The organism is Luteimonas sp. MC1750, assembly GCF_016615955.1.
GTDB lineage: Bacteria > Pseudomonadota > Gammaproteobacteria > Xanthomonadales > Xanthomonadaceae > Luteimonas.
The window spans coordinates 764,351-790,268 of record NZ_CP067113.1; the positions used below are offsets into that span (position 1 = coordinate 764,351).

Consider the following 25,918-nt stretch of genomic DNA (forward strand, 5'->3'; position numbering starts at 1 on the left):
GTCGCGTGCCCGGCGGAAGACCGCTCACGCCCGGATTCAGCGCACCGCCGCGGCCGCCGGGTCGTCGAACAGCCGACCGTAGTCCGCCAGCGCACCGCGCATGCCGGCGACCGGCGCCGGATCCGCCGGCGCAGCCCGAAGCGCCTGCGAGCCCGCCATCAGCCGCGCGAGGATCCCGTGCAGCGCGACGTCGGGTTCCGGGTCGAGCTCGCAGTTGCCGAACATGTACTCGATCGCGGCATCGACATCGCCCGCCACTGTCAGCACGTTGCCTTCGCCGAGGTGGCCCATCTCGAGGTGGGCGAGTGTCGCCACCGCCTTGCGGACCTGGCCCATGCCTTCGACCAGAGGGGCGTCCGGCGTCCATCGCACGTGACCGGCCGGAATGGCCGCGGCCGGCGTGTCCGCGGCATGGTGTGCATGCGCCGCGGGAGTCGTCCCGGCCTGTCGGGCATGCGCGGCGTGCGCGCCATGGTCGTGCTGGGCGTGGGCCAGGCCCGGGACGATCGCCAGTGACAGGGCCAGCAGGATGGGAAGGGGCTGCATGGAGGACTCCTGGTTGCTTTGCGTGTCGCTCCATCTTCGGCCATCGCCTCGGGGCGGGCCATGACAAGGGTCAAGCAGGGGGGCACGCGTGTCCTGGCCGCTTGGGAGGCCGACGACGCGGCCTATTCATAAATGTCCAGGCGTGCTATAATTGCTCCGTAAGTTGCTGTAATCATTAGATTTATGGAGGATCAAAATTACCAGTCACCTGAAAAACACCATCCTGTCGCTGTTCCCCGCCCAGACCTCGCGCGTCACCGCGCCGCGCCGCCGGACCGCTCCGGCCACGAGCATCACCCGCATCCAGGCCGGCTTTCCGCATGCCGCCCTGGTGGTCGCCAACGCTGCCCATGCCGGCGGTCAGCGCCGCAGCGTCCGCCAGTTCCCGACCTACACGCGCGGCAGCTACCTCTCCCATACGCGCCACGACGTGCGCCGGCGCCAGCCAATCTTCCGCATCGGCTAGCGGCCGTGGCGCATGGCCTGCGCGGCGCGATGTAAAAACCCTTTGACATCGCGTCCGGGCCGGATGTACGTTTTGTTTTACATCCACTGCCTGGAGCCCCCGATGATCGCCCGTCGTTTCGCATTGCCGATGCTGCTCGCCGCGGCGGGCCTGGGTCTCTGGCTGCTGCTCGCAGGCGTGGAATCGCTGTTCGGACTCGATACCGGCGCCGTCGGCTTCGCCGTGCTGGTGCTGGCGGCGTGGAGCGCGCTCTACGGTGTCTGGCAGCTGTCACTCACCGAAAGCGAGCTGCAGGTGTCACCCGCCGAATGGAAGGCCTGGATCGGAACGGCGTTCATGGCGGTGGCGGTGCTGTACTTCGTCGCCCGCATGCACGTGTTCCAGACCCCGAGCCTCGCCGACAGCCCGGAAGCCCGGCAGGTGGGCCGCAACCTCGTGCTGCTGCTCGTGGCATGGACGGTGCTGTCGTCCACCATCGGCAGGCGCTGGAAGGACCGCGTGCAGGAGGACGAGCGCGACCGCGAGATCGAACGCGAAGCCGCGGGCTGGGCGCGCAGCGCGGTCAGCGCGATGATCGTGTTCCTCGCAATCCTGCTGGGCCTGTCGCCGGCGGACCGCCTGCAGTGGGCCACCCTCCCGATGATCGCCAACCTGCTGGTGCTGGTGCTCATGCTCGGCTGCCTCGTCGACAACGGCGCCAGCGCGGTGCGCCACTGGCTGGACCGGCGCTGAGCCGCGTGGCGCGCACCGCGGTCACCAACCACATCCGCCGCCTGCGCCAGGAGCGCACCGGCATGACCCAGGAGGCACTCGCGCAGGCCTGCAGGGTCACCCGGCAGACCATCATCGCGCTCGAGGCCGGCCGCTATGCCCCCTCGCTGGAACTGGCCTTCCGCATCGCGCATGCGCTGGGCACGCCGCTGGACGAGGTATTCGAGTGGGACGCCACGCCACCGGGATGAGCCGGGGCCAGGACCTTTCGGCATTGTCGCGGCTCCGGAGGCCGGCGTAGTCTGGCCTGATCGTTCCGCGATCGGCCCGCCCGCGCGCGGGATCCCCCCGCACCGCGAGCCACGCCACCGATGAACCCGTCGCACACCGCATCAAGCCGCCCGTCGCGCAGCCTGTTCCGCACCAAGTCCATCGAGCAGACCATCGCCGACGCCGCCGAACCGGGGCGCCAGCTCAAGCGCACGCTCAGCGCCTGGGACCTGATGATCCTCGGCGTGGCGGTGGCGGTCGGGGCCGGCATCTTCTCGGTGGGCGCGCGTGCGGCGGGCAGCTTCGCCGGTCCTGCCGTCACCATGTCCTTCCTGCTCGCCGCGCTGGCCTGCGCGCTCGCGATCATGTGCTACGCCGAGTTCGCCTCCAGCATCCCGGTCGCCGGCAGCGCCTATACCTATACCTACGCCACGCTGGGCGAGTTCATCGCCTGGATCATCGGCTGGGACCTGATCCTCGAGCTGCTCACCGCGGGTGCGGTGATCGCGAAGTACTGGGGCATCTACCTCGCGATGGTGTTCGAGCTGTTCGACGTGCACATCCCGACGACGATCGCGGTGCTCGGCATCAGCGTCGACTGGGGGCCGATCCTGATCGTCGGCGTGTTCACCTGCCTGCTGATCCTGGGCACCAAAATGTCGGCGCGGGTCAACAACGTGTTCACCCTGATCAAGGTGGGCATCGTGGTGTTCGTGATCGTGGTCGGGCTGACCTATTTCGATGCCGCCAACCTCACGCCGTTCGTACCACCGCCGGAGCCCGCCGTCGGCGGCGACGCCGAGGCCTGGTCGCAGTCGCTGCTGTCCTGGATGACAGGCGCCGAGCCGGCGCGCTACGGCGTGGCCGGGGTGCTGTCGGGCGCGGCGCTGGTCTTCTTCGCCTTCATCGGCTTCGACGTGGTCGCGACCTCGGCCGAAGAGGTCAAGGATCCCCAGCGCACGCTGCCGCTGGGCATCTTCGGCGGCCTGGCGCTGGTGACCCTGCTGTATCTCGGCGTGGCGGTGGCACTGACCGGCATGGTGCCGTACACGGTGCTGGCGGCGGCGGACAACCCGTCGCTGGCCACGGCCTTCGTCGCGGTTGGCGCGGACTGGGCCGCCCAGGTGATCTCGGTGGGGATCCTCGCCGGTCTGACCACGGTGATCATGGTGCTGCTGATGGGCCTGTCGCGGGTACTGCTGGCGATCAGCCGCGATGGGCTGCTGCCGCGCTGGCTCAGCGTCACGTCGGAGACCCGCAAGACCCCCGTGCGCCTGCAGCTGGTCAGCGGCGCCGCGGTGGCGCTCCTGGCCGGCTTCACCCAGGTCGAAATCCTGGAGGAGATGATCAACATCGGCACGCTGTCGGCCTTCGTGCTGGTGAGCCTCGCGGTGGTGGTGCTGCGGCGCACGCGGCCGGACCTGCCGCGGGCGTTCCGGGTGCCGTGGTCGCCGCTGCTGCCGATCGTCTCGGCGGTGCTGTGCTTCTACCTGATGCTCAACCTGACCACGCTCACCTGGGTGCGTTTCGCGGTCTGGCTGGCCATCGGCGCGGCGATCTATTTCGCCTACGGCCGGCGTCACGCGCGCGTCGGGCTGGCCACGGGCGAACGGACATGAGCGCGGTCGCGATCCTCACGCCGGACCCGGCCACGGGCGATCACGCCGAGGTCTGGCCGCCGGTGCTCGCGCGCCTGCAGTCGGCGCTGGCGGCGCAGGGCATCCGCGCCGTCCCGACGCCATGGAGCGCGCACGTCGACGACGCCTCCGCGCTGCAGGGCTACGCGCAGGTGCTGCCACTCCTGGTCTGGAACTACCACGTCGACCACGCACGCTGGCTGCGCGCCTGCCGCACCTGGGCGCAGGCGGGCCTGCCGATGGCGAACCCGCCGTCGGTGCTGGCCTGGAACTCGGACAAGCGCTATCTGGACCGGCTGGCCGCGGCCGGTGTCGCGATCCCGCACACGGCGTGGACCCGCCGCTTGACACGGACCTTGCTGGAACAGGTGTTCGATGCGACCGGCGCGGACGAACTCATCGCCAAGCCCGCTGTTTCAGGAGGTGCCTGGAAGACCTGGCGCGTCGGTCGCGACGGCATCGACGCGGTGCTGGCACAGGCGGGAAGCGACGCGGATGACGATGCCGGTCGTGCCGGGGTTGCGGAAATCCTGCTGCAGCCGTTCCTGCCGACGATCCTGCAGCAGGGCGAGACCTCGCTGCTGTATTTCGGTGGCCGGCTGTCGCACGCGGTGAACAAGCGCCCGACGCCCGGCGATTTCCGCGTGCAGGAGACCTTCGGTGGCCACTACACCGCACTCGCGCAGCCGCCAGCCGGCGCGCTCGCGCTGGCGGAGCAGGTCCTGGCCGCGATCGACGAGCCGCTGCTGTACGCGCGCATCGACATGGTTCCGGATGCGGACGGGCGCTGGCTGCTGATGGAGGCGGAGCTGATCGAGCCTGATTTCTATCTCGGCGTCGATCCGGGGCGTGGCGCGCTGTTCGCGCAGGCGCTGCGCGACAGGCTGGAGGCCTTGCCGGCGCCGCGCGCCGCAGCGGGCGCCGTGGGAGCCTTGGGAGCGGCCTCCGCGCCCTAGAGCGCAGCCACGCGGAAGCGGCGGCCCTTGATCCTGCCCTCGCGCAGGCGGGTGAGCGCCTGCGGCGCCTGGGCGCGGGCGATGGCGACGTAGGACCGCGTGGCCTGCACGTCGATCTTGCCGATGGCCTTGGCCGACAGGCCCGCGTCGCCGGTCAGCGCGCCGAGGATGTCGCCGGGCCGCAGCTTGTCGCCCTTGCCGGCGTCGATGCGCAGCGTCGCCATCGCCGCCTTCGGCACGCCCTTGGGCCGTCCGTCCACCGGCTGCCCGCGTTCCCGCGGCAGGGTGCGGAACTGGTGGTCCTCGATCGCTTCCATGCGGCGCAGTTCGTCCGGCGTGCACAGGGTCAGCGCGAGGCCGCTCTTGCCGGCGCGCCCGGTGCGGCCGATGCGGTGCATGTAGGTGTCGGGATCCGAGGGCACGTCGTAGTTCACCACCGCGGCCAGGTCGTCGATGTCCAGGCCGCGCGCCGCGACGTCGCTGGCGACCAGCACGTTGCAGCTGCGGTTGGCGAAGCGCAGCAGGGTCTCGGCCCGGTCGCGTTGCTCCATATCGCCATGCAGCGCCAGCGCGTCGAACCCGTAGTGCGCCAGCGAGCCGGCCACCTCGTCGACGTCCCGGCGCATGTTGCAGAACACCACGCAGGATTCCGGGCGGTGCTCGAGCAGCAGCGCCGCCAGGAGCGGTGCCTTGCGCGCGGGATCGGCGTCGATGATGCGCTGCTCGATCGCGGGCGCGTGGACGGCACCCTGGACGCTCACTTCGGCCGGATCGCGCAGCATCGCCTTGCCGAGGGCGCGGATCGCGTCGGGGAAGGTCGCCGAGAACAGCAGGCGCTGGCAGTCGCGCGGCACATGGCGCGCGATGTCGCGGATCTGGTCCTCGAAGCCCATGTCGAGCATGCGGTCGGCCTCGTCGAGCACGAAGCCGCGTACGCCCCGCAGGTCGAGCGCGCCCTGCGCGAGCAGTTCGAGGATGCGCCCGGGCGTGCCCACGACCATGTGCGGCGCGTGGGCCAGCGATGCCAGCTGCGGGGCCAGCGGGATGCCGCCGCAGAGCACGCTCAGCTTCACGTTGGGCACGCCCGTCGCCAGCCTGCGCAGTTGTCCGCCGACCTGGTCGGCGAGTTCGCGCGTGGGACACAGCACCAGGGCCTGGGTCTGCACGGCTGACGCATCCAGCCGGTGCAGCAGGCCGAGGCCGAAGGCGGCGGTCTTCCCACTGCCGGTGGGCGCCTGGGCGATCAGGTCGCGGCCCTCGAGGATCGGCGGCAGGGCCTGGGCCTGCACCGGCGTCATCGCGGTATAACCGAGCGCGTCGACGCCCTTGAGCAGGGCGTCGGTGAGCGGGAGGGTGGTGAAGGCGGGCGGCGTCATGGGATCCATGCCGCACATGATCGCAGCTACGCGCCGGCGGCGTATGGATCGTCCTTGATCGCCGGCGGAAAGCGACCGCGGTCAGCGGCGCTCGCGCGCCTCGTCGTCGCTGATCGTGTCGCTGCGCACGTCGTCGGCGAAGGAGCGGCCGTCCTGGTCGACGTCGCCGGGCTGGTCGTCGAGCGCGATGTCCAACAGGTCGGCGCCGTTGTCCACGCCGATGTTGTCCATCGCCGACGTGGCGCGGGGGTCCTTGAGCGCGGGGCCGCGGGTCTCCGGCAGGTCGGTGCCGTCATCCAGGCTGGACTCGTCGCTGGGTGCGGCAGGTCGGGTGGAATTGGACTTGGCCATCGGGATGCTCCGTCACGGGGGTGCCCACTCTGTGCCCGCGGGCGTCAACAGGACGGCAAGGGAGATGGCGGGCCGCTGCGCCGTCGGGACGGCGACGGGGTCCGCAAGCGTATCGGTGCCGGATGCGGCCCGGGTCGCACTCAGTGAGACGCCGCTGGCCGAGCATCGCCCTCCGCCCAGCCGGAGCCCGCCTTGAACGCCAGTCCCAGTCCCGCCAGCGCCCTCGTCCTTCCCGGGCGCACCGCCGCCGCCAATGATCCGCAGGGCGGCAGCACGCTGGCCGCGAAGCTGGAGGCCAAGTATCCCGGACGCGTGACCGGCAGCCTCGTGGTGCCCGGGCAGGGCGGCGAGTACGCCCCGTTCCCGGACGACCTGCCCGAAGCGCTCGCGGCGGCCCTGCGCGCGCGCGGGATCGACCGCCTGTACAGCCACCAGGCCCGGGCCTGGGAGGCCACGCGGGCCGGGCGCCACCTGGTCGTCGCCACGCCGACCGCATCGGGCAAGTCGCTGTGCTACACGCTGCCGGTGGTCGCCAGCGCGCTGCGCGAACGCGGCAAGGCCCTGTACCTGTTCCCGACCAAGGCCCTGGCCCAGGACCAGGTGAGCGAGCTGCTCGAGCTCAACGCCGCCGGCGGGCTCGGCCTGCGCGCGGCGACCTTCGACGGCGACACCCCCGGCGATGCGCGGCGCGCGATCCGGGTCAGCGCGGACATCGTGGTCAGCAATCCGGACATGCTCCACCAGGGGATCCTGCCCCACCACACCAAGTGGGCGCAGTTCTTCGAGAACCTGCGCTACGTGGTGATCGACGAGGTGCACACCTACCGCGGGGTGTTCGGCAGCCACGTCGCCAACGTCATCCGCCGCCTGAAGCGGGTATGCGCGTTCTATGGCGCGTCGCCGACCTTCATCCTGTGCTCGGCGACCATCGGCAACGCCGGCGAACACGGGCGCGCCCTGATCGAGGCCGCGCAAGGCGAGGTCGACGTGATCGACCACAGCGGCGCGCCGCGCGGCGACCGCCACGTGCTGCTGTGGAATCCGCCGGTGGTGAACCCCGACCTGGGCATCCGCGCATCGGCCCGCTCGCAGTCCAACCGCATCGCCCGGCTGGCGATCCGCGCCGGGCTGAAGACGCTGGTGTTCTGCCAGTCGCGTTCAATGGTGGAAGTGCTGACGAAGTACCTGAAGGAGGTCTTCGACCACGACCCGCGCAAGCCGCGCCGCATCCGCGCCTACCGGGGCGGCTACCTGCCCACCGAGCGCCGCGCGGTGGAGCAGGACATGCGCGCCGGACGCATCGACGGCATCGTCAGCACTTCAGCGCTGGAGCTTGGCGTCGACATCGGCAGCCTCGACGTGGTGGTGCTCAACGGTTATCCGGGCAGCATCTCCGCCACCTGGCAGCGCTTCGGCCGCGCCGGACGGCGGCAGCAGCCCTCTCTGGGCGTGCTGGTGGCGAGTTCCGAGGCGCTGGACCAGTACGTCGTGCGGCATCCGGAGTTCTTTGCCGCGGCCAGCCCGGAGCACGCGCGCATCGAGCCCGACCAGCCGCTGATCCTCCTCGACCACATCCGCTGCGCGGCGTTCGAACTGCCGTTCCGCGATGGCGACGGCTTCGGCCCGGTCGAACCCGGTCCGTGGCTGGAGGTGCTGGCCGAAAGCGGCGTGCTGCACCACGAAGGCGAGCGCTGGGAATGGATCGCCGACAGCTACCCCGCGCAGGCGGTGAACCTGCGCTCGGTGGCCGACGGCAATTTCGTGGTCGTCGACCGCACCGACGGTCGCCAGCAGATCATCGCCGAGGTCGACTATTCGGCCGCCGCGCTCACGCTGTACGAGGGCGCGATCCACATGGTCCAGTCCGAGCCGTTCCAGGTCGAGCGTCTCGACTGGGAAGGCCGCAAGGCCTATGTGCGCCGCACCCGGGTCGACTACTACACCGACGCCATCGACTACACGAAGCTCAAGGTGCTCGATGACGCCGAGCAGGCGCCGGCGGGGCAGGGGGAGGCGCACATGGGCGAAGTGCACGTGGTGCGGCGTGTCTCCGGCTACAAGAAGATCCGTTTCCACACGCACGAGAACATCGGCTACGGTCCGGTGACCCTGCCCGACCAGGAGATGCATACCAGCGCGGTGTGGTGGCAACTGCCGCAGTGCGTGCTCGAGGATGCGTTCGAACGGCGACACGAGGCGCTGGACGGCTTCCTGGGCGCGGCGCATGCGCTGCACCTGGTGGCGCAGGTGGCGGTGATGGCCGAGTCGCGCGACCTGCTGAAGGCGGTCGGCAGCGGCGACGGCGCCTGGTTCGCGGGCCGTGACGCGCGCGGTCGCGGCCAGCTCCGCGGCCCTGGCGAAGCGGCCTTCGCCCACGACGATGCCCATGCAGGGGAGGGCGGAACGCCGGTGCCCGGGGACGCGAACGCGATGCTGCTGGCGGGCCCCGGACGCTTCACGCCCACGCTCTACCTCTATGACAACTACCCGGGCGGCGTGGGCCTGTCGTCGCCGCTGTACGAGCGGCGCGCGGAACTGGTCGCGAGCGCGCGGGCGGTGGTGGCGGGCTGCGACTGCCGCGGTGGCTGCCCGGCCTGCGTGGGGCCGATCCTCGAGGCGGATGAACGCGCGTCGGCCACGCCACGCGCGCTGGCCCTGCGGGTGCTCGACCTGCTGGACGCGGCATGACTGCGCTGGCCAGCAAGCTGGCGGGGCTGCGACGGCAGGCCGGTGCGGTGGGCGAAGCAGCGGCGCAGCCGCGCGTGGAGGCGCCGAGGGCCGTCGTGGGTCCGCGGGCGGTTGGACCCGCTGTGCCCGCGGGGATGTCGCGGGAGGCGACCATCGCGCAGCTGCGCACGCTGCTGAAGATCCGCGCGCCGTCCATTCCGGCCGCGCCGCGCAGCATCGATCGTGCGCTGCCGGGCGACGAGATCGCGCACGGCCTGCGCTATCACGAGCAATGGGTGCCCTGGGCCGCCGCGGGCGACACGCTGCCCCTGGACGGCATCGGCCAGGCGCAGGTGGCGCGCGAGCATGTCCTGGCCTTCGACACCGAGACGACCGGCCTTGCCGGCGGCACCGGCACGCGCGCGTTCATGATCGGCGCCGCCGACTGGCGCGGCGGCGGCCTGCGGATCCGCCAGCTGTGCATCACCCGGCTCGCCGCCGAGGAAGCCATGCTGGACGCCTTCGCCGGCTGGCTTCAGCCGGACACGGTCCTGCTCAGCTACAACGGCAAGAGCTACGACCGTCCGCTGCTGTCGACGCGTTACCGGCTCGCGCGCATGGCCGATCCGCTCCCGGCGCTGCGCCACGTGGATCTGCTGCACCCGATGCGCCGCCGCTACCGCAGCGTGTGGCCCAACTGCCGCCTCGCTACCGCCGAGCGTGAATTGCTCGGCGTGCTGCGCGAGGACGACCTGCCGGGGGCGGAGGCACCAGGGGCCTGGCTGGCCTATCTGCGTGGCGGCAGCGCATCGAAGCTGCGCCGCGTCGGGCTGCACAACGCGCAGGACCTGCGCAGCCTGTGCGGCCTGCTCGAAGCCCTGCAGGACAAGGCGGTTGAAGGCCTCCAGCTGTACGGAAGCCATCGATCAGAAATCGCGTCAACGGAAGGTGTTGACGTACGCGGATCCGACGCTAATATGTGCGGCTCCCCGGCGGACACGGCCAACACGGCGCGGCGGCAGGGGAGGCGGAAGTTTCCACCCACAGGGTGTTGACGGACGCGAAAGTCGCGCTACAATGTGCGGCTCACCCCGGCGGAAACGGCGGGGTTGAAGGAAGGAGGCGCTGAGGCCACTTCCGAAGATCTTTGACAGTGTGCGCAGGTGACTTGTGCGGGCGTCTGGCCGGTGGATGGTTGTCCATCTTGCAGACGTTCGTACCAAGAGCAACAACGATTCAAATGCATGCAAATGCAAGCGGGTAATTGGAGCTCGGGACGACGACTGCACTCAAGAGTTTGGACTTCGGTCCATGCAATTTTAAGTGAAGAGTTTGATCCTGGCTCAGAGTGAACGCTGGCGGCAGGCCTAACACATGCAAGTCGAACGGCAGCACAGGAGAGCTTGCTCTCTGGGTGGCGAGTGGCGGACGGGTGGAACACATCGGAATCTGCCTATTTGTGGGGGATAACCTCGGGAAACCGGGACTAATACCGCATACGACCTACGGGTGAAAGCCGGGGACCTTCGGGCCTGGCGCAGATAGATGAGCCGATGTCGGATTAGCTAGTTGGCGGGGTAAAGGCCCACCAAGGCGACGATCCGTAGCTGGTCTGAGAGGATGATCAGCCACACTGGAACTGAGACACGGTCCAGACTCCTACGGGAGGCAGCAGTGGGGAATATTGGACAATGGGCGAAAGCCTGATCCAGCCATGCCGCGTGAGTGAAGAAGGCCTTCGGGTTGTAAAGCTCTTTTGTTGGGAAAGAAAAGCAGCTGGTTAATACCCGGTTGTTCTGACGGTACCCAAAGAATAAGCACCGGCTAACTTCGTGCCAGCAGCCGCGGTAATACGAAGGGTGCAAGCGTTACTCGGAATTACTGGGCGTAAAGCGTGCGTAGGTGGTTTGTTAAGTCTGATGTGAAAGCCCTGGGCTCAACCTGGGAATTGCACTGGATACTGGCGAGCTAGAGTGCGGGAGAGGATGGCGGAATTCCTGGTGTAGCAGTGAAATGCGTAGATATCAGGAGGAACATCCGTGGCGAAGGCGGCCATCTGGACCAGCACTGACACTGAGGCACGAAAGCGTGGGGAGCAAACAGGATTAGATACCCTGGTAGTCCACGCCCTAAACGATGCGAACTGGATGTTGGGGACAATTGAGTCTTCAGTATCGAAGCTAACGCGTTAAGTTCGCCGCCTGGGGAGTACGGTCGCAAGACTGAAACTCAAAGGAATTGACGGGGGCCCGCACAAGCGGTGGAGTATGTGGTTTAATTCGATGCAACGCGAAGAACCTTACCTGGCCTTGACATGTCGCGAACTTTCCAGAGATGGATTGGTGCCTTCGGGAACGCGAACACAGGTGCTGCATGGCTGTCGTCAGCTCGTGTCGTGAGATGTTGGGTTAAGTCCCGCAACGAGCGCAACCCTTGTCCTTAGTTGCCAGCACGTAATGGTGGGAACTCTAAGGAGACCGCCGGTGACAAACCGGAGGAAGGTGGGGATGACGTCAAGTCATCATGGCCCTTACGGCCAGGGCTACACACGTACTACAATGGGAAGGACAGAGGGCTGCGAACCCGCGAGGGCAAGCCAATCCCAGAAACCTTCTCTCAGTCCGGATCGGAGTCTGCAACTCGACTCCGTGAAGTCGGAATCGCTAGTAATCGCAGATCAGCATTGCTGCGGTGAATACGTTCCCGGGCCTTGTACACACCGCCCGTCACACCATGGGAGTCTGTTGCACCAGAAGCAGGTAGCTTAACCTTCGGGAGGGCGCTTGCCACGGTGTGGCCGATGACTGGGGTGAAGTCGTAACAAGGTAGCCGTATCGGAAGGTGCGGCTGGATCACCTCCTTTAGAGACTAAAGACAGCTAATTGCCTGTCAGGCGTCCGCACAAGTGACCTGCATCCAGGAGTTCCACGGCGCAAGCCGGGGGACCGACCCCGTTTTTGGGGCCTTAGCTCAGCTGGGAGAGCACCTGCTTTGCAAGCAGGGGGTCGTCGGTTCGATCCCGACAGGCTCCACCACGCTGGGGAAGACATTGGGTCTGTAGCTCAGGTGGTTAGAGCGCACCCCTGATAAGGGTGAGGCCGGTGGTTCGAGTCCTCCCAGACCCACCATTCCTGGATGATCTGCGCACACACATCAAGATTTGAAGCGGGGCGGCATTGTGGCCGGCCCGTGTTCTTTGAAAACCAGGGACGTAGCGAGCGTTTGAGACGAATATCCAGACGTGTCGTAGAGGCTAAGGCGGGGCCCTTGAGGCCCTAGAGATTGAGTGTATGTTTCGCGCTGCCGGGATTTGTACCCCTGGTGGCACGTCATATGGCTCCGAGGCGACTTGGGGTTATATGGTCAAGCGAATAAGCGCACACGGTGGATGCCTTGGCGGTCAGAGGCGATGAAGGACGTGGCAGCCTGCGAAAAGTGTCGGGGAGCTGGCAACAAGCTTTGATCCGGCAATGTCCGAATGGGGAAACCCACTCCGCAAGGAGTATTGCATGGTGAATACATAGCCATGCAAGGCGAACCCGGGGAACTGAAATATCTAAGTACCCGGAGGAAAAGAAATCAACCGAGATTCCCCCAGTAGCGACGAGCGAACGGGGAGCAGCCCAAAAGTTGTTCCGGTTCTAGCAAAACAGTCTGGAAAGACTGGCCATAGAAGGTGACAGCCCTGTATGCGAAAGGGCCGGAATGATGAAAAGTGAGTAGGGCGGGGCACGAGAAACCCTGTCTGAACATGGGGGGACCATCCTCCAAGGCTAAATACTCCTGACCGACCGATAGTGAACCAGTACCGTGAGGGAAAGGCGAAAAGAACCCCGGTGAGGGGAGTGAAATAGACCCTGAAACCGTGTGCGTACAAGCAGTAGGAGCCCTTCGGGGTGACTGCGTACCTTTTGTATAATGGGTCAGCGACTTACTGTTCGTGGCGAGCTTAACCGTATAGGGGAGGCGAAGGGAAACCGAGTCTGATAAGGGCGCATAGTCGCGGGCAGTAGACCCGAAACCGGGTGATCTAGTCATGCCCAGGGTGAAGGTACCGTAACAGGTACTGGAGGCCCGAACCCACTCCCGTTGCAAAGGTAGGGGATGAGGTGTGATTAGGAGTGAAAAGCTAATCGAACCCGGAGATAGCTGGTTCTCCTCGAAAGCTATTTAGGTAGCGCCTCGCACGAATCTTCTTGGGGGTAGAGCACTGTTATGGCTAGGGGGTCATTGCGACTTACCAAACCATTGCAAACTCCGAATACCAAGACAGACTATGCGGGAACACACGGCGGGTGCTAACGTTCGTCGTGAAAAGGGAAACAACCCAGACCCACAGCTAAGGTCCCAAATTCCATGCTGAGTGGAAAACCATGTGGAAAGGCACAGACAGCCAGGAGGTTGGCTTAGAAGCAGCCATCCTTTAAAGAAAGCGTAATAGCTCACTGGTCGAGTCGGTCTGCGGGGAAGATTTAACGGGGCTAAGCATGGAACCGAAGCTTGGGGTGCATCACTTCGTGATGCGCGGTAGAGGAGCGTTCCGTAAGCCGGTGAAGGTGGATTGAGAAGTCTGCTGGAGGTATCGGAAGTGCGAATGCTGACATGAGTAACGATAATGGGGGTGAAAAGCCCCCACGCCGAAAGCCCAAGGTTTCCTTGCGCAACGTTAATCGACGCAGGGTGAGTCGGCCCCTAAGGCGAGGCAGAAATGCGTAGTCGATGGGAAGCTGGTTAATATTCCAGCACCTCGCACAAGTGCGATGGAGGGACGGAGAAGGTTAGGTCTACCAGGCGTTGGTTGTCCTGGGGAAAGGCGGTAGGTTTGGGTCTTTGGCAAATCCGGGACCCTTCAAGACCGAGCACCGAGACGAGCTCATTAGAGCGAAGTGACTGATACCACGCTTCCAGGAAAAGCTCCTAAGCTTCAGCTTGTGCAGACCGTACCGTAAACCGACACAGGTGGGTAGGATGAGAATTCTCAGGCGCTTGAGAGAACTCGGGTGAAGGAACTAGGCAAAATGGTACCGTAACTTCGGGAGAAGGTACGCCCTTGTTCGTGGCTGCATGCGCAGCTGAGCGAGCGAGGGCCGCAGATACCAGGCCGCTGCGACTGTTTATCAAAAACACAGGACTCTGCAAACACGAAAGTGGACGTATAGGGTCTGACGCCTGCCCGGTGCCGGAAGGTTAATTGATGGGGTCAGCCGCAAGGCGAAGCTCTTGATCGAAGCCCCGGTAAACGGCGGCCGTAACTATAACGGTCCTAAGGTAGCGAAATTCCTTGTCGGGTAAGTTCCGACCTGCACGAATGGCGTAACGATGGCGGCACTGTCTCCACCCGAGACTCAGTGAAATTGAAATCGCTGTGAAGATGCAGCGTTCCGTGGCAAGACGGAAAGACCCCGTGAACCTTTACTATAGCTTTACACTGAACGTTGAGTTCGTCTGTGTAGGATAGGTGGGAGGCTGTGAAACCCTGGCGCTAGCTGGGGTGGAGCCAACCTTGAAATACCACCCTGTCGTGCTTGACGTTCTAACCTAGGTCCGTGATCCGGATCGGGGACCGTGTATGGTGGGTAGTTTGACTGGGGCGGTCTCCTCCCAAAGAGTAACGGAGGAGCTCGAAGGTACGCTCAGCGCGGTCGGACATCGCGCACTGTGTGCAAAGGCATAAGCGTGCTTGACTGCAAGATCGACGGATCAAGCAGGTAGGAAACTAGGACTTAGTGATCCGGTGGTTCTGTATGGAAGGGCCATCGCTCAACGGATAAAAGGTACTCCGGGGATAACAGGCTGATACCGCCCAAGAGTTCATATCGACGGCGGTGTTTGGCACCTCGATGTCGGCTCATCACATCCTGGGGCTGTAGTCGGTCCCAAGGGTATGGCTGTTCGCCATTTAAAGTGGTACGCGAGCTGGGTTCAGAACGTCGTGAGACAGTTCGGTCCCTATCTGCCATGGGCGTTGGAGATTTGAGAGGGGCTGCTCCTAGTACGAGAGGACCGGAGTGGACGAACCGCTGGTGTTCCAGTTGTCTCGCCAGAGGCATTGCTGGGTAGCTACGTTCGGAAGCGATAACCGCTGAAAGCATCTAAGCGGGAAGCGCGCCTCAAGATGAGATCTCCCGGGACACAAGTCCCCTGAAGGAACCATCAAGACCAGGTGGTTGATAGGCTGGGTGTGTAAGTACAGCAATGTATTGAGCTAACCAGTACTAATGATCCGTGAGGCTTGACCATATAACCTCAAGTGGCCTTGGACTCGACGACGCGTCGATGTTCGACCCAAAAGTTCGCTACGTCCCTACCTTATTCGCCAACGGCGGAGCTGTTTCCAGGCTCCGTTCCGAGGCAACCCGACGAGAGCGTGTGCGCGTCAAGCCAGCACCACCGGCCCGCGACCCTCCACCCTCTCCCTGGTGACAATAGCTTCATGGAACCACCCGATCCCATTCCGAACTCGGAAGTGAAACGTGAACGCGCCGATGGTAGTGTGCATTCAGCATGCGAGAGTAGGTCATCGCCAGGGTTTTTACCCCAAAACCCCGCAGCCTCGGCTGCGGGGTTTTTCTTTTGGGCGCCGCGGCGCTTCGACGCATGGCCTGCTGCCGCTCATGTCCCCCGATGCCGGCCTCTGGGCCGGCATCTCCTCCTTGACTTCCCGTCAGCAGGCCACGCGCCAAAGCGATGCGGGGCTGCGGGCGATCTGCGGAAGACCCAAGGCGATGCAGGGTCGGCGGTACGCCGCACAAGGGCCAAAGCCGGGTCCCGCGCCGATCATCTGCGCGGCGTCTCGCGTCTCGCGCCCTGCGGTCAGAGGTCAGAGGTCAGAGGTTCAGCGGTCAGCGGTCAGCGGCCGATTCCATTCGGACTGCGGTGCGATGCCTGCTGACGGGAAGTCAAGGAGGAGGCGCCGGCCGGAGGCCGGCGCCGGGGGACATGAGCGGCAGCAGGCATCGCATCGCAGCAGCGCCAAGCGTCCCGCCAGACGACGCCCCGGGTTTCGCTAGAGAGACTACTTCGGCTTCTTCCAGGACTTCGGAGAAGAACTTTCCTTGCGGTGGAAATGCGCATGTCGTCATCCGTCCGGGCTGTCCTGCCCCCGGCGGATAAGCAGTCCGATCTGGCCGATCACCGCGGTGAGCAGGATCAGCGAATTGGTGACGATGAAGACCCAGTTGTCGAGCATCCAGCTGTAGATGATGAAGCCGACCGAGGCCGCCATCTGGCCGAGGAACAGCCAGCGCGAAACGCCCTTCGCATCCTTGTCCTTCCACTGCGTGATGATCTGGCGGCCCAGCGTGGCCAGCAGGATGGCCGAGGCCGCCCAGCCGATGAGATCGGGGTTCATCCTGCGAGGTCCTTCGGTGGGTGGTGGGCGCGATGTTGCGGCAGCGGAGGTCCGCGCCAGGTGAACCGTGACGCCAACGTGGCTGTCACCGCGGGGGTGATTTCATCCCGGGGACTACCACGTGCAGGAGCACTGAGATGACAGATTCCCGTGAGCTGGAAGAGAAGTTCTGGAAGGCGCTGGAAAGCGATCGCACCGTGATGCTCGGGCTGGATGGCCAGGAAGACGGCCACGCCCGCCCGATGACGGGGCTGGCCGAAGAACGTCGCTCGCCGATCTGGTTCTTCACCTCGTCCGAGAACATGCTGGTGAAGCAGTTGGGCAGCGGCAGTGCGCGCGCCTCGGCGGGCTTCGCTTCAAAGGGACACGACCTGTTTGCCAGCATCCGCGGCAACCTGCGCGTCGACACCGACCGCGCCGTGGTCGAGCGGCTGTGGAATCCCTTCGTCGGCGCGTGGTACGAGGGCAAGGATGATCCCAAGCTGCGCCTCCTGCGCCTGGACGCGGAGGATGCCGAGGTCTGGATGGACGCCAACAGCATGGTCGCGGGCGTCAAGATGCTGCTCGGCATCGACCCGAAGAAGGATTACAAGGACAAGGTCGGCGAAGTCGACCTGCGCTGACGGCACGGCATGGGGCAACGCGACCTGGTGGTGGCCACGCCGGAGGGGCTGTATTGCCCCGCCGGCGATTTCCATATCGATCCCTGGCGACCGGTGCCGCGCGCGGTGATCACGCACGGGCATGGCGACCACGCGCGCGTGGGAATGGGCAGCTACCACGTGGTTGCCGAGGGTTTGCCGATCCTGCGCTGGCGGCTGGGCGAGCAGGACTACCAGGTGCACGACGCCGGTAACCGCTTCCGCCTCGGCGGTGCGACCTTGTCCTTCCATCCGGCCGGCCACGTGCTGGGCTCCAGCCAGGTCCGCATCGAGGCCGGCGGCGAAGTCTGGGTGGCCTCCGGCGACTACAAGCGCGACCACGACCCGACGTGTGCGCCCTTCGAGGTCGTGCCCTGCGACGTCTTCATCACCGAGTCGACGTTCGGCCTTCCGATCTACCGATGGCCGCCGACATCGGCCGTGGCGCGCGAGATCGTGGACTGGCGCGACGAGTGCGCGACAAACGGGGAGGTCGCGATCCTGTACTGCTATGCGCTGGGCAAGGCCCAGCGGGTGCTGGCCGAGCTTGCCGCACACACCGACAGGCCGGCCTATGTGCACGGGGCAATCGACGCCGGCGTGCAGGTGTATCGGGAGCTTGGGATTCCGATGCTCGAGACCCGCCGCGTGGCCGACGAAGCGCGCGGTGCCGACTTCGCCGGCGAGCTGGTGCTCGCACCCCCATCCGCGGCGGGCAGCCCGTGGATCCGCCGCTTCCGCCGCGCCCAGCAGGGTTTCGCCTCGGGCTGGATGCGCATCCGCGGCAACCGGCGCCGGCGCAACTACGACCGCGGCTTCGTGGTGTCCGACCACGCCGACTGGCCGGCGCTGTTGCGCACCGCACACGAGACCGGTGCCCGTCGGGTGATCGCCACACACGGCGACACCGATGCGCTGGTCCGCGTGCTCAACGCGCAGGGCATCGAGACCGGCGTATTCGCGACCGGCTACGGCGAGGACGACTGATGCACCGCGTCTTCGCGCACAGCCGCGTCGGGGCCGCCTGATGCGCCGCTTCGCCGCGCTGTACGAGCGGCTCGACCGCAGCACGGGGACCGCGGACAAGCGCCGCGCCCTGGTCGAGTATTTCCGCGATGCGCCGCCGCGCGATGCCGCGTGGGCACTGTGGCTGCTGTCGGGCGGCAAGATCGGCGGCGCGCGCGCGAAGATCGCGGCCACCGGCGAGCTGCGCACCTGGATCGGCGAGGAAACCGGCACTCCCGACTGGCTGGTGGAAGCCTGCCATCACCAGGTGGGCGACCTTGCCGAAACGCTGGCGCTGCTGCTCGACGACCCGCCGGTCGATGACTCGCTGCCCACCCACGCACGTGACGAACCCAGCCTCGCCGACTGGATCGAGCACCGCCTGGCGCCGGTCGCGAATGCCGAGCCCGAGCTGCGGCGCGCGGTCATCGTGGATGCCTGGCACCAGCTCGTGTTCCGCGAGCGGCTGGTCTTCAACAAGCTGCTGACCGGCGCGCTGCGCGTCGGCGTTTCGCAGGGGCTGGTGCAGCAGGCACTGGCGGAACTGTCGGGCGTGGACATCGCGATGATCGCGCAGCGCATGCTCGGTCGCTGGACACCGGGCGCGGGATTTCTCGAAACGCTGCTGTCGCCGGAGCCACAGCCCGGTGACGCGGCGCTGCCGTACCCGTTCTTCCTCGCTTCGCCACTGGAGGTCGACGCCGCGACCCTCGGGCCGCTCGAGGAGTGGCTGCTGGAATGGAAGTGGGATGGCATCCGGCTGCAGCTGATCCGGCGCCCCGGTGAAATCGCGCTGTGGTCGCGCGGCGAGGAGCGCATGGACGGGCGCTTTCCGGAAATCGAAGCGGCCGCCGCCCGGCTGACGCGGGACTGCGTGATCGATGGCGAACTGCTGGCATGGGAGCCGGGCGCCGACGGGCCGATGCCGTTCAGCGCGCTGCAGACGCGCATCCAGCGCCTCAAGCCGGGACCCCGGGCGCTGGCCGCCGCGCCCGCGCGCGTGATCGCCTACGACCTGCTCGAGCTTGACGGGGTGGACCTGCGCGCCCGGTCGCTCGACGACCGACGTGCGCTGCTCATGGACCTGCTGGCCCCGGACTCCGGAACGGACGCGGCGAGGATCGCGCCGTCGCCCGCCGTCGAGGCCAGCGACTGGACGCACGCCGCCACGATCCGCGAGCAGTCGCGCGAGCTCGGCGTCGAGGGCCTGATGCTCAAGCGCCGCGACTCGCCCTATCGCCACGGCCGCAAGCGCGGCGACTGGTGGAAGTGGAAGGTCGATCCGCTGAGCATCGATGCGGTGCTGATCTACGCACAGTCGGGCAGCGGCAGGCGCAGCACGCTGTTCACCGATTACACCTTCGGCCTCTGGGACGGCGAGGCGCTGGTCCCGGTCGCCAAGGCCTATTCGGGCCTGGATGACGCCGAGATGCTGCGCCTGGACCGCTGGATCCGGGGGCACACCCTGGAGCGCTTCGGACCGGTGCGCTCGGTCGAGGCGGTGCACGTGTTCGAACTCGGCTTCGAAGGCGTCAACCGGTCGACCCGGCACAAGTCCGGCATCGCCGTGCGCTTCCCGCGCATCCTGCGCTGGCGCGAGGACAAGCCCGCGCGCGAGGCCGACCGGCTCGACGCGCTGCGGGCGCTGGCGCGGTGACGGTGCGACCGGCCGCATCGGACGCGCCTGACGTCCCGCCACCTCCGGCCGTGCGCAGCCGTCGCCGCATCGACGCACCGCTGAGCGCATGGTTCAGCGCCCAGGGCTGGCGTCCCGCACCGTTCCAGCGCGAGGCCTGGCGCCACTACCTTGCCGGCGGCTCCGGCCTGCTGGTCACGCCCACCGGCAGCGGCAAGACGCTCGCGGCGCTTGGTGGTCCGCTGCTCGAAGCGCTGCGCCTGGGCGACGCGCCTCCCGCGAAGCGTCGCGGTGCCGCGGCCGCGCCGCGCCTGCGGCTGCTCTGGATCACGCCGCTGCGCGCGCTCGCCGTCGACACCGTGCGCGCGATCCGCGAACCGATCGCCGCGCTCGACGTGCCGTGGACGGTCGCGATGCGCACCGGCGACGCCAGCGCGCGCGACCGGCGCCTGGCGCGGCAGGGCCAGGCCGACGTGCTGGTCACCACGCCGGAATCGTTCGCGCTGGCGCTGTCCTATCCCGATGCGGACGCGCTGTTCGCCGGCGTGCGCGCGGTGGTCGTCGACGAGTGGCACGAACTCCTGGGCAACAAGCGCGGCGTGCTGCTGCAGCTGTGCCTGGCGCGACTGCGCGCCGTCGCGCCGGCCGCGCGGACCTGGGGGCTCTCGGCCACGCTGGGCAACCTCGCCGAGGCCCGCGACGTGCTGCTGCCGCAGCAGCCGGACGCACCCATCCTGGCTGCACCCAGGCCGCGGCGGCTGACGCTGGAAACCCTCATCCCCGAGGAGGGCGAGCGCTTTCCCTGGGCAGGCCACCTCGGCCTGTCGCAGCTCGAACGCGTGGCCACGGTCCTGCAGCGCGCACGCAGCAGCCTGCTGTTCACCAACACGCGTTCGCAGGCCGAGCTGTGGCATCGGGCGCTGCAGTCGGTCTGGCTGGATGATCCGTCGACCCTCGCGCTGCACCATGGCTCGCTCGACGCCGCGCTGCGCGCCGAGGCCGAAGCCGGACTGCGCGACGGCAGCGTGCGCTGCGTGGTCGCAACCTCCAGCCTCGACCTGGGCGTCGATTTTCCCGCGGTCGACCAGGTGCTGCAGGTCGGCAGCCCGAAGGGCATGGCGCGGCTGGTGCAGCGCGGCGGTCGCGCGCGGCATCGTCCCGGCGAGGCCGGCCACGTCGTCTGCGTGCCCACGCATGCGCTGGAGCTGGCCGAGTACGCGGCCGCGCGGATCGCGATCGACGCCGGGCGCATCGAGGCGCGGCCGCCGCCGCGCCTGTCGCTCGACGTGCTGGCGCAGCATTGCGTCACCCTCGCGCTGGGCGGCGGCTTCGACGCCGACCTGCTGCTCGCGGAGGTGCGCGGAACCCATGCCTTCGCGCATCTGTCCGACGGGGCCTGGCAGGCCGTGCTCGACTTCATCGTCCGCGGCGGCAGCGCGCTCGAGCACTACCCCGACTACCGCCGCGTGGTGCGCGACGAGGACGGCCGATGGCGCGTCCTCGATCGCAAGGTCGCGTTCCGCCACCGCCTGTCGATCGGCACCATCACCAGCGACGGCAGCGTGCAGGTGCGTTTCGCCAAGGGCGCGCGGCTGGGAGCGGTGGAGGAAGCCTTCGTCTCGCGCCTGCGGCCGCGCGACCGGTTCCAGTTCGCCGGGCGCACGCTCGAGCTGGTGCAGCTGCGCGACATGACCGCCTTCGTGCGCCTGGCGAAGAAGAACGATGGCAGCGTGCCGCGCTGGCAGGGCGGGCGCATGCCGCTGTCGAGCGAGCTGGCGGCCGAAGTCGAGGCGGTGCTGGCGCAGCCGCCGCGCAGCCCGGAGATGCGCGCACTGGCGCCGCTGCTGGCGCTGCAGGCGAGACTCTCGAGCCTGCCCACGCCCGACAGCCTGCTGGCCGAAGCGGTCAAGACCCGCGAAGGCTGGCACCTGTTCCTGTTTCCCTTCGCCGGGCGTGCCGTGCACGAAGGCCTGGCGCCGCTGCTGGCGCTGCGCTGGGCGCGCGACGTGCCCAACACCTTTACCTGGTCGGTCAACGACTACGGCCTGGTGCTGAGCGCGCAGGCCGAAGCCTGGCCGGACGAAGCGCTGCTGGGCCGCATGCTTGGCGTCCACGGCGTGGTCGACGACCTGCGGGCGAGCCTCAACCTGGCCGAGCTCGCGCGCCGCCAGTTCCGCGAGATCGCGCGCGTGGCCGGCCTGCTGCCGCCCTCGCTCCCGGGCCGGGCGATCCGCTCTCTGCGCCAGCTGCAGGCCTCGAGCAGCCTGCTGTTCGACGTGCTCAGCCGGCACGACCCCGGCCACGTGCTGCTGGCGCAGGCCGAACGCGAAGTGTTGGAGGAACAGCTCGAAGTCGCGCGCCTGCGCGCCGCGCTGGAACGCTGCAGCGCCCGCAGCCTGGTGCTGCGCAGGCCACGCGGCCTGACGCCGCTGGCCTTCCCGCTGTGGGCGGAGTCTATGCGCGGCCAGCTCAGCACCGAGGACTGGCGCACCCGGGTGAAGCGGGCCGCCGCACAGCTGGAGGGACGCCATGTCGCACGCGGCTGAGCTGCGGCTGGCCGGCGAGCCGATGCGCCTGCTCGCCGACCGCGCCCTGTACTGGCCCGCGCGCGAGCGGCTGCTTATCGCCGACCTGCACCTGGGCAAGGGCGACATCATGCGCGCGGCGGGAATCGCGGTGCCCAGCGGCGGGACCCGGCACGACCTCGACCGTCTGCACGCGCTGCTCGTGCAGACCGGTGCGCGCCAACTGTGGGTGCTGGGCGACTTCCTGCACGGCCGCCGCCACCCGCGCGTCGAGGCCGAATGGCGCGCGCTGCTGGCCGCACATCCCGGCTGCGTAGCCAGCGTCGTGGCCGGGAACCACGACCGCGCCCTGGTGGCCGACGCGGCCGGCATCGTCCATCTTCCCGACGACGTGCGCGACGGCCCGTTCCGCTTCCGCCACCTCCCGCTGGAGACCGCGGACGGTATCGGCGGCCATGTCGTATGCGGGCACCTGCACCCGGTCGCGCGGCTGCCCGGCCTGCCGGGGCGCCACCCCGCGCTGGTGCTCGAACCCGGGCAGACGATCCTGCCGGCATTTTCCGCGTTCACCGGCGGGTACCTGCTGCGGCACACGCAGGCCTGGATTGCCTGTGCCCACGGCGAGCTGGCCGGCAACGCAGACGCGCCCTGGCGGCGCGACGCGCCTTGACCGGGGCACCACACGCTGCTGGCGTGTCCACAGACAGATCCGAGGAGTGCCGCATGACCCGACGTCCAGCCCGCCCAGGCCCCGCGCGCCCCGCCCACCGCAGCGGACACGCCTCACGGCGCGGCACCGGCGTGCGTATCGACAGCTGGAACCTGCCGCTGCGCCATCCCGAAGGTGGCTTCCTCGGCGACCGCGCCAGCCAGACCGCCTTCCGCGAACTCCTCGACCAGGCGCGCCGCGCGCACAGCACCTGCGCGCGCGATCCCTTCGGACGCACGCCGACCAGCGAGCTCGGCAAGGACGCGATCGACATGGTGCTGGTCGGGGGCGATCCCGATGCCGCCCATGTCGTGCACCTGGCGGTGGAGGAGTACGCGCGCGCGCTGGTCGCGGTGGTGCGCAGCTTCATCGCCCAGCCCGAATGGGCAGGCGTGCGCGACATCGTGCTGGGCGGTGGATTCCCGGACCATGCCACCGGGCAGCTGGCCATCCGCCGTGCCGCGCGCCTGTTGAAGCTCGCGCGCAGCGGCGTGCGCCTGCGCGTGCTCGCCCAGGACAGCGACGAGGGCGGCCTGCTGGGATGGGTGCAGCTGGCGCCCGCCGCCGCGCTGCGTCGCGAGGCCTTCCTCGCGGTGGACATCGGCGGAACCAACATCCGCTGCGGCATCGTGGAGCCGCGCCTGGGCGAGGACCGGACGGGTGGCAAGGCGCGGGTGCTCGAACACACGCAGTGGCGCCACGCCGACGACGCGCCGACGCGCGACGGGGCGATGCGCCGCCTCGGCGCCATGCTCAACGGCCTGGCAACGCAGGCGCGCACCCGCGGCATCGATCTCGCGCCCTTCGTCGGCATCGCCTGTCCGGGCGAAGTGGATGCGCGCGGCCACCTGCTGCATGGCGTGCAGAACCTGCCCGGTGACTGGGCCGCCGAGGACTTCTTCCTGGCCGAAGCGCTGGGCGACTGGCTGCAGCCGGTCCGCGGGCGGGCGCCGCGCGTACTGCTGCACAACGACGCCGTGGTGCAGGGGCTGAGCGAGCGTCCGCGCATGCGCCACGCGCGGCGCTGGGGCGTGCTCACCATCGGCACCGGGCTGGGCAACGCGTCGTACTCGAACATCGGCTGAGGCCACGTCGGCGGGCGCGTCGCCTGACCATCGGCAGGTGGCCGGGCGCGCATGGTTCGGCGAAGATCGGATGGCCACGAACACGCCATGACGCCGGCGCTGGATACCGCGCCGCGAACGAACCTGCCAGGAGCCCCTGAAGATGCCGACCGCCTGCCTTTCCCCACGCCGATTGGCGCTGCTGCCGGGCCTGTTGTTGGCATGTGTCCTGTGCAGCCCGGCTCTCGCCACCCAGGCCGTGGTCGATGGCAGGGTCGTGGATCCGGCCGCGTCCCCGGCAGCGAACGCAGCGGATGCCGATGCCGGGGACGCCGCAAGGCTGCATGCGCTGTTCGAAGAGGACACCGCCTGGCGCCAGCGCATGTCCGGCCACGAGCGGGTCGACGGTCGCTGGCGTCCCTCGGCACGCCTGCCCTCGGTGACGCCCGCCGCGTGGGACCAGCGGATCGCGCACTGGACGCGGATCCTGCAGGCCGTCGATGCGATCGATGCGTCGACGCTGTCGCGCGAGGACCAGGTCAACCTGGCGGTCTTCCGCGCCACCCGCGCGGCGGAGCTCGACAACGCCCGACGCCGCACCTGGGAGGCGCCCTTCAACAGCGACACCTTCTTCTGGGCCGGCTTCGCCCCGCGCCAGCCATGGCAGGACGAGGCGGACTGGCGGCGCTTCATCTCCCGCCTGGGCGACGTGCCGCGCTACTTCGACGAGCAGATCGCGAACATGGAACGCGGTCTGGCGCGTGGCTGGAGCGTGCCGCGGTCATCGCTCGAAGGTCGCGACCGCACCATCGAGGCCTACGTGGGCGAAGGGCCCGGCAATCCGCTGCTCGACGCCTTCGACGCGATTCCGCACGGCATCCCGGAGCCCGTGCGCACCCAGCTGCGCGACGAGGGGCGCCGCGTGGTGCTGGGACAGGTCGTGCCGGCCTACCGCGGCCTGCTGGCGTACATGCGCGAGGACTACCTGCCGCGCACGCGCACCACCATCGCCGCCACCGCGCTGCCGGACGGCGAGGCCTTCTACCGCGCGCAGATCCGCGAGTACGTCACCCGCGACATGGATCCGCGCGAGATCCACGCGCTCGGCCTGGCCGAGGTGGCGCGCATCAGCGCGGAGATGCACGCGGTCATGGCGCGCGCCGGGTTCGAGGGCAGCTTCGAGGCGTTCCTCGCCTACCTGCGCACCGACCCGAAGTTCTATGCACGCACGCCGCGCGAGCTGCTGGCCCATGCCGCGTACGTCGCGAAGAAGGTCGACGGCCAGCTCAAGCACGTGCTCGGCACGCTGCCGCGCTACCGCTTCACCATCCTGCCGGTGGCCGACGACATCGCGCCCAACTACACCGCAGGGCGCGGCGGACTCGATGCCTGCTGGTTCAACACCTGGGACCTGGCGTCGCGGCCGCTGTACAACCTGCCGGCGCTGACCCTGCACGAATGCTCGCCCGGGCACAGCCTGCAGGCCGCGCTCGCGCTGGAGGCGCCGGAACGGCCGGACTTCCGCCAGAACAGCTACTTCTCCGGCTATGGCGAAGGCTGGGCGCTGTACACCGAGTGGCTGGGCACGCGCATGGGCATCTACGAGACGCCCTACGAGGACTTCGGCCGCCTGAGCTTCGAGATGTGGCGCGCGGCGCGGCTGGTGATCGACACCGGCCTGCACGCCGATGGCTGGAGCCGCGAGCAGGGCATCGAGTACCTCGCCAGCCATGCCGCGCTGTCACGCGCGGACATCGAGAACGAGGTCGACCGCTACATCTCCTGGCCGGGCCAGGCACTGTCCTACTACATCGGCTACCGCACCATCCGCGACCTGCGGGCCGAGGCCGAGCGCGAACTGGGCGCGCGCTTCGACCAGCGGCCGTTCCACGACGCCATCCTGGCGCTGGGTCCGGTGCCGCTGCCGGTGCTGGAAGAGGAGATGCGGGCCTTCATCGCGCGCGAGAAGGCCCGGGACACGGCGCAGGAGGGCTGAAGCCGCGCCCT

Annotated in this window: 18 protein-coding genes, 2 tRNA genes and 3 rRNA genes; 19 read left to right on the forward strand and 4 right to left on the reverse strand. The window is 68.1% G+C overall.

All coding sequences use genetic code 11. The features are described 5' to 3' along the window. Positions 1 to 36 precede the first annotated feature (36 nt). Positions 37 to 546, reverse strand: a complete 510-nt coding sequence (locus tag JGR68_RS03625; protein WP_199360656.1) for a DnrO protein — start codon at positions 544 to 546, stop codon at positions 37 to 39. Between the two features lie 331 nt (positions 547 to 877). Here JGR68_RS03625 and JGR68_RS14100 point away from each other — a divergent pair, with 331 nt between their 5' ends. The 5 genes from JGR68_RS14100 (at position 878) to JGR68_RS03640 (ending at position 4,586) form a co-directional block, all read left to right on the forward strand. Further along, the gene (locus JGR68_RS14100) at positions 878 to 1,012 is read left to right on the forward strand and encodes a hypothetical protein (protein WP_255527406.1); all 135 of its coding nucleotides are present in this window, start codon (positions 878 to 880) and stop codon (positions 1,010 to 1,012) included. 102 nt (positions 1,013 to 1,114) lie between these two features. Next, a complete protein-coding gene (locus JGR68_RS13985; protein ID WP_234446580.1) occupies positions 1,115 to 1,744 on the forward strand; it encodes a hypothetical protein in 630 nt (209 codons plus the stop codon). A 5-nt stretch (positions 1,745 to 1,749) separates the two neighbouring features. After that, complete coding sequence (locus JGR68_RS13990; RefSeq protein ID WP_234446581.1) at positions 1,750 to 1,974, forward strand: helix-turn-helix transcriptional regulator; 225 nt, start codon at positions 1,750 to 1,752, stop codon at positions 1,972 to 1,974. Positions 1,975 to 2,094: 120 nt separating this feature from the next. After that, entirely contained in the window at positions 2,095 to 3,612 is a 1,518-nt protein-coding gene (locus JGR68_RS03635; RefSeq protein ID WP_199360658.1) for an amino acid permease, read from the forward strand. Next, the gene (locus JGR68_RS03640) at positions 3,609 to 4,586 is read left to right on the forward strand and encodes a hypothetical protein (protein ID WP_199360660.1); all 978 of its coding nucleotides are present in this window, start codon (positions 3,609 to 3,611) and stop codon (positions 4,584 to 4,586) included. Before JGR68_RS03635 ends, JGR68_RS03640 begins: the two co-directional genes overlap by 4 nt. Here JGR68_RS03640 and dbpA read toward each other — a convergent pair. Further along, complete coding sequence (gene dbpA / locus JGR68_RS03645) at positions 4,583 to 5,962, reverse strand: ATP-dependent RNA helicase DbpA (protein ID WP_199360908.1); 1,380 nt, start codon at positions 5,960 to 5,962, stop codon at positions 4,583 to 4,585. The genes JGR68_RS03640 and dbpA overlap by 4 nt on opposite strands. Positions 5,963 to 6,043: 81 nt before the next feature. Then, entirely contained in the window at positions 6,044 to 6,313 is a 270-nt protein-coding gene (locus tag JGR68_RS03650; protein WP_199360663.1) for a hypothetical protein, read from the reverse strand. A 192-nt stretch (positions 6,314 to 6,505) separates the two neighbouring features. Between JGR68_RS03650 and JGR68_RS03655 the strand changes: the two genes are divergently transcribed. The 7 genes from JGR68_RS03655 to rrf all read left to right on the forward strand — a co-directional run bounded on the left by JGR68_RS03655 (position 6,506) and on the right by rrf (position 15,509). Continuing rightward, on the forward strand, positions 6,506 to 9,001 hold the full coding sequence (locus tag JGR68_RS03655) for a DEAD/DEAH box helicase (RefSeq protein ID WP_199360665.1): 2,496 nt from the start codon (positions 6,506 to 6,508) through the stop codon (positions 8,999 to 9,001). Next, positions 8,998 to 10,035, forward strand: a complete 1,038-nt coding sequence (locus tag JGR68_RS03660) for a ribonuclease H-like domain-containing protein (protein ID WP_199360667.1) — start codon at positions 8,998 to 9,000, stop codon at positions 10,033 to 10,035. The genes JGR68_RS03655 and JGR68_RS03660 overlap by 4 nt, the downstream gene beginning before the upstream one ends. Before the next feature lie 265 nt (positions 10,036 to 10,300). Continuing rightward, positions 10,301 to 11,843 (forward strand): 16S ribosomal RNA (locus tag JGR68_RS03665). Positions 11,844 to 11,939: 96 nt separating this feature from the next. Next, positions 11,940 to 12,015 (forward strand) — tRNA-Ala (locus JGR68_RS03670). 16 nt (positions 12,016 to 12,031) lie between these two features. After that, positions 12,032 to 12,108 (forward strand) — tRNA-Ile (locus tag JGR68_RS03675). Positions 12,109 to 12,341: 233 nt separating this feature from the next. After that, a 23S ribosomal RNA gene (locus tag JGR68_RS03680) occupies positions 12,342 to 15,220 on the forward strand. A 175-nt stretch (positions 15,221 to 15,395) separates the two neighbouring features. Beyond that, positions 15,396 to 15,509 (forward strand): 5S ribosomal RNA (rrf, locus tag JGR68_RS03685). Together the 16S, 23S and 5S rRNA genes with 2 tRNA genes alongside form the textbook arrangement of a ribosomal RNA operon. Before the next feature lie 549 nt (positions 15,510 to 16,058). Here the strand turns inward: rrf and JGR68_RS03690 are convergent. Next, the gene (locus tag JGR68_RS03690) at positions 16,059 to 16,331 is read right to left on the reverse strand and encodes a hypothetical protein (protein WP_199360669.1); all 273 of its coding nucleotides are present in this window, start codon (positions 16,329 to 16,331) and stop codon (positions 16,059 to 16,061) included. 137 nt (positions 16,332 to 16,468) lie between these two features. Here JGR68_RS03690 and JGR68_RS03695 point away from each other — a divergent pair, with 137 nt between their 5' ends. The 7 genes from JGR68_RS03695 to JGR68_RS03725 all read left to right on the forward strand — a co-directional run bounded on the left by JGR68_RS03695 (position 16,469) and on the right by JGR68_RS03725 (position 25,907). Next, positions 16,469 to 16,954: a pyridoxamine 5'-phosphate oxidase family protein gene (locus JGR68_RS03695; RefSeq protein ID WP_199360671.1), complete on the forward strand. Its 486-nt coding sequence runs from the start codon at positions 16,469 to 16,471 to the stop codon at positions 16,952 to 16,954. A gap of 9 nt (positions 16,955 to 16,963) precedes the next feature. Then, complete coding sequence (locus JGR68_RS03700; protein ID WP_199360673.1) at positions 16,964 to 17,959, forward strand: ligase-associated DNA damage response exonuclease; 996 nt, start codon at positions 16,964 to 16,966, stop codon at positions 17,957 to 17,959. Positions 17,960 to 17,999: 40 nt separating this feature from the next. Then, complete coding sequence (locus tag JGR68_RS03705; protein ID WP_199360676.1) at positions 18,000 to 19,634, forward strand: ATP-dependent DNA ligase; 1,635 nt, start codon at positions 18,000 to 18,002, stop codon at positions 19,632 to 19,634. 50 nt (positions 19,635 to 19,684) lie between these two features. Next, entirely contained in the window at positions 19,685 to 22,159 is a 2,475-nt protein-coding gene (locus JGR68_RS03710; RefSeq protein WP_199360678.1) for a ligase-associated DNA damage response DEXH box helicase, read from the forward strand. After that, positions 22,143 to 22,808: a ligase-associated DNA damage response endonuclease PdeM gene (pdeM, locus tag JGR68_RS03715; RefSeq protein ID WP_199360680.1), complete on the forward strand. Its 666-nt coding sequence runs from the start codon at positions 22,143 to 22,145 to the stop codon at positions 22,806 to 22,808. Before JGR68_RS03710 ends, pdeM begins: the two co-directional genes overlap by 17 nt. Before the next feature lie 53 nt (positions 22,809 to 22,861). Beyond that, the gene (locus JGR68_RS03720) at positions 22,862 to 23,932 is read left to right on the forward strand and encodes an ROK family protein (protein ID WP_199360682.1); all 1,071 of its coding nucleotides are present in this window, start codon (positions 22,862 to 22,864) and stop codon (positions 23,930 to 23,932) included. A 142-nt stretch (positions 23,933 to 24,074) separates the two neighbouring features. After that, a complete protein-coding gene (locus JGR68_RS03725; RefSeq protein WP_199360684.1) occupies positions 24,075 to 25,907 on the forward strand; it encodes a DUF885 family protein in 1,833 nt (610 codons plus the stop codon). The last annotated feature ends 11 nt before the right edge of the window (positions 25,908 to 25,918 follow it).

Coding starts and splice junctions, on each gene's coding strand:
- JGR68_RS03705 (WP_199360676.1), top strand. CDS start 18,000: ATGCGCCGCTTCGCCGCGCTGTACGAGCGGCTCGACCGCAGCACGGGG.
- JGR68_RS13985 (WP_234446580.1), top strand. CDS start 1,115: ATGATCGCCCGTCGTTTCGCATTGCCGATGCTGCTCGCCGCGGCGGGC.
- JGR68_RS03690 (WP_199360669.1), bottom strand. CDS start 16,331: ATGAACCCCGATCTCATCGGCTGGGCGGCCTCGGCCATCCTGCTGGCC.
- pdeM (WP_199360680.1), top strand. CDS start 22,143: ATGTCGCACGCGGCTGAGCTGCGGCTGGCCGGCGAGCCGATGCGCCTG.
- JGR68_RS03720 (WP_199360682.1), top strand. CDS start 22,862: ATGACCCGACGTCCAGCCCGCCCAGGCCCCGCGCGCCCCGCCCACCGC.
- JGR68_RS03700 (WP_199360673.1), top strand. CDS start 16,964: ATGGGGCAACGCGACCTGGTGGTGGCCACGCCGGAGGGGCTGTATTGC.
- JGR68_RS03635 (WP_199360658.1), top strand. CDS start 2,095: ATGAACCCGTCGCACACCGCATCAAGCCGCCCGTCGCGCAGCCTGTTC.
- JGR68_RS03625 (WP_199360656.1), bottom strand. CDS start 546: ATGCAGCCCCTTCCCATCCTGCTGGCCCTGTCACTGGCGATCGTCCCG.
- JGR68_RS03640 (WP_199360660.1), top strand. CDS start 3,609: ATGAGCGCGGTCGCGATCCTCACGCCGGACCCGGCCACGGGCGATCAC.
- dbpA (WP_199360908.1), bottom strand. CDS start 5,962: ATGACGCCGCCCGCCTTCACCACCCTCCCGCTCACCGACGCCCTGCTC.
- JGR68_RS03725 (WP_199360684.1), top strand. CDS start 24,075: ATGCCGACCGCCTGCCTTTCCCCACGCCGATTGGCGCTGCTGCCGGGC.
- JGR68_RS03660 (WP_199360667.1), top strand. CDS start 8,998: ATGACTGCGCTGGCCAGCAAGCTGGCGGGGCTGCGACGGCAGGCCGGT.
- JGR68_RS03650 (WP_199360663.1), bottom strand. CDS start 6,313: ATGGCCAAGTCCAATTCCACCCGACCTGCCGCACCCAGCGACGAGTCC.
- JGR68_RS03695 (WP_199360671.1), top strand. CDS start 16,469: ATGACAGATTCCCGTGAGCTGGAAGAGAAGTTCTGGAAGGCGCTGGAA.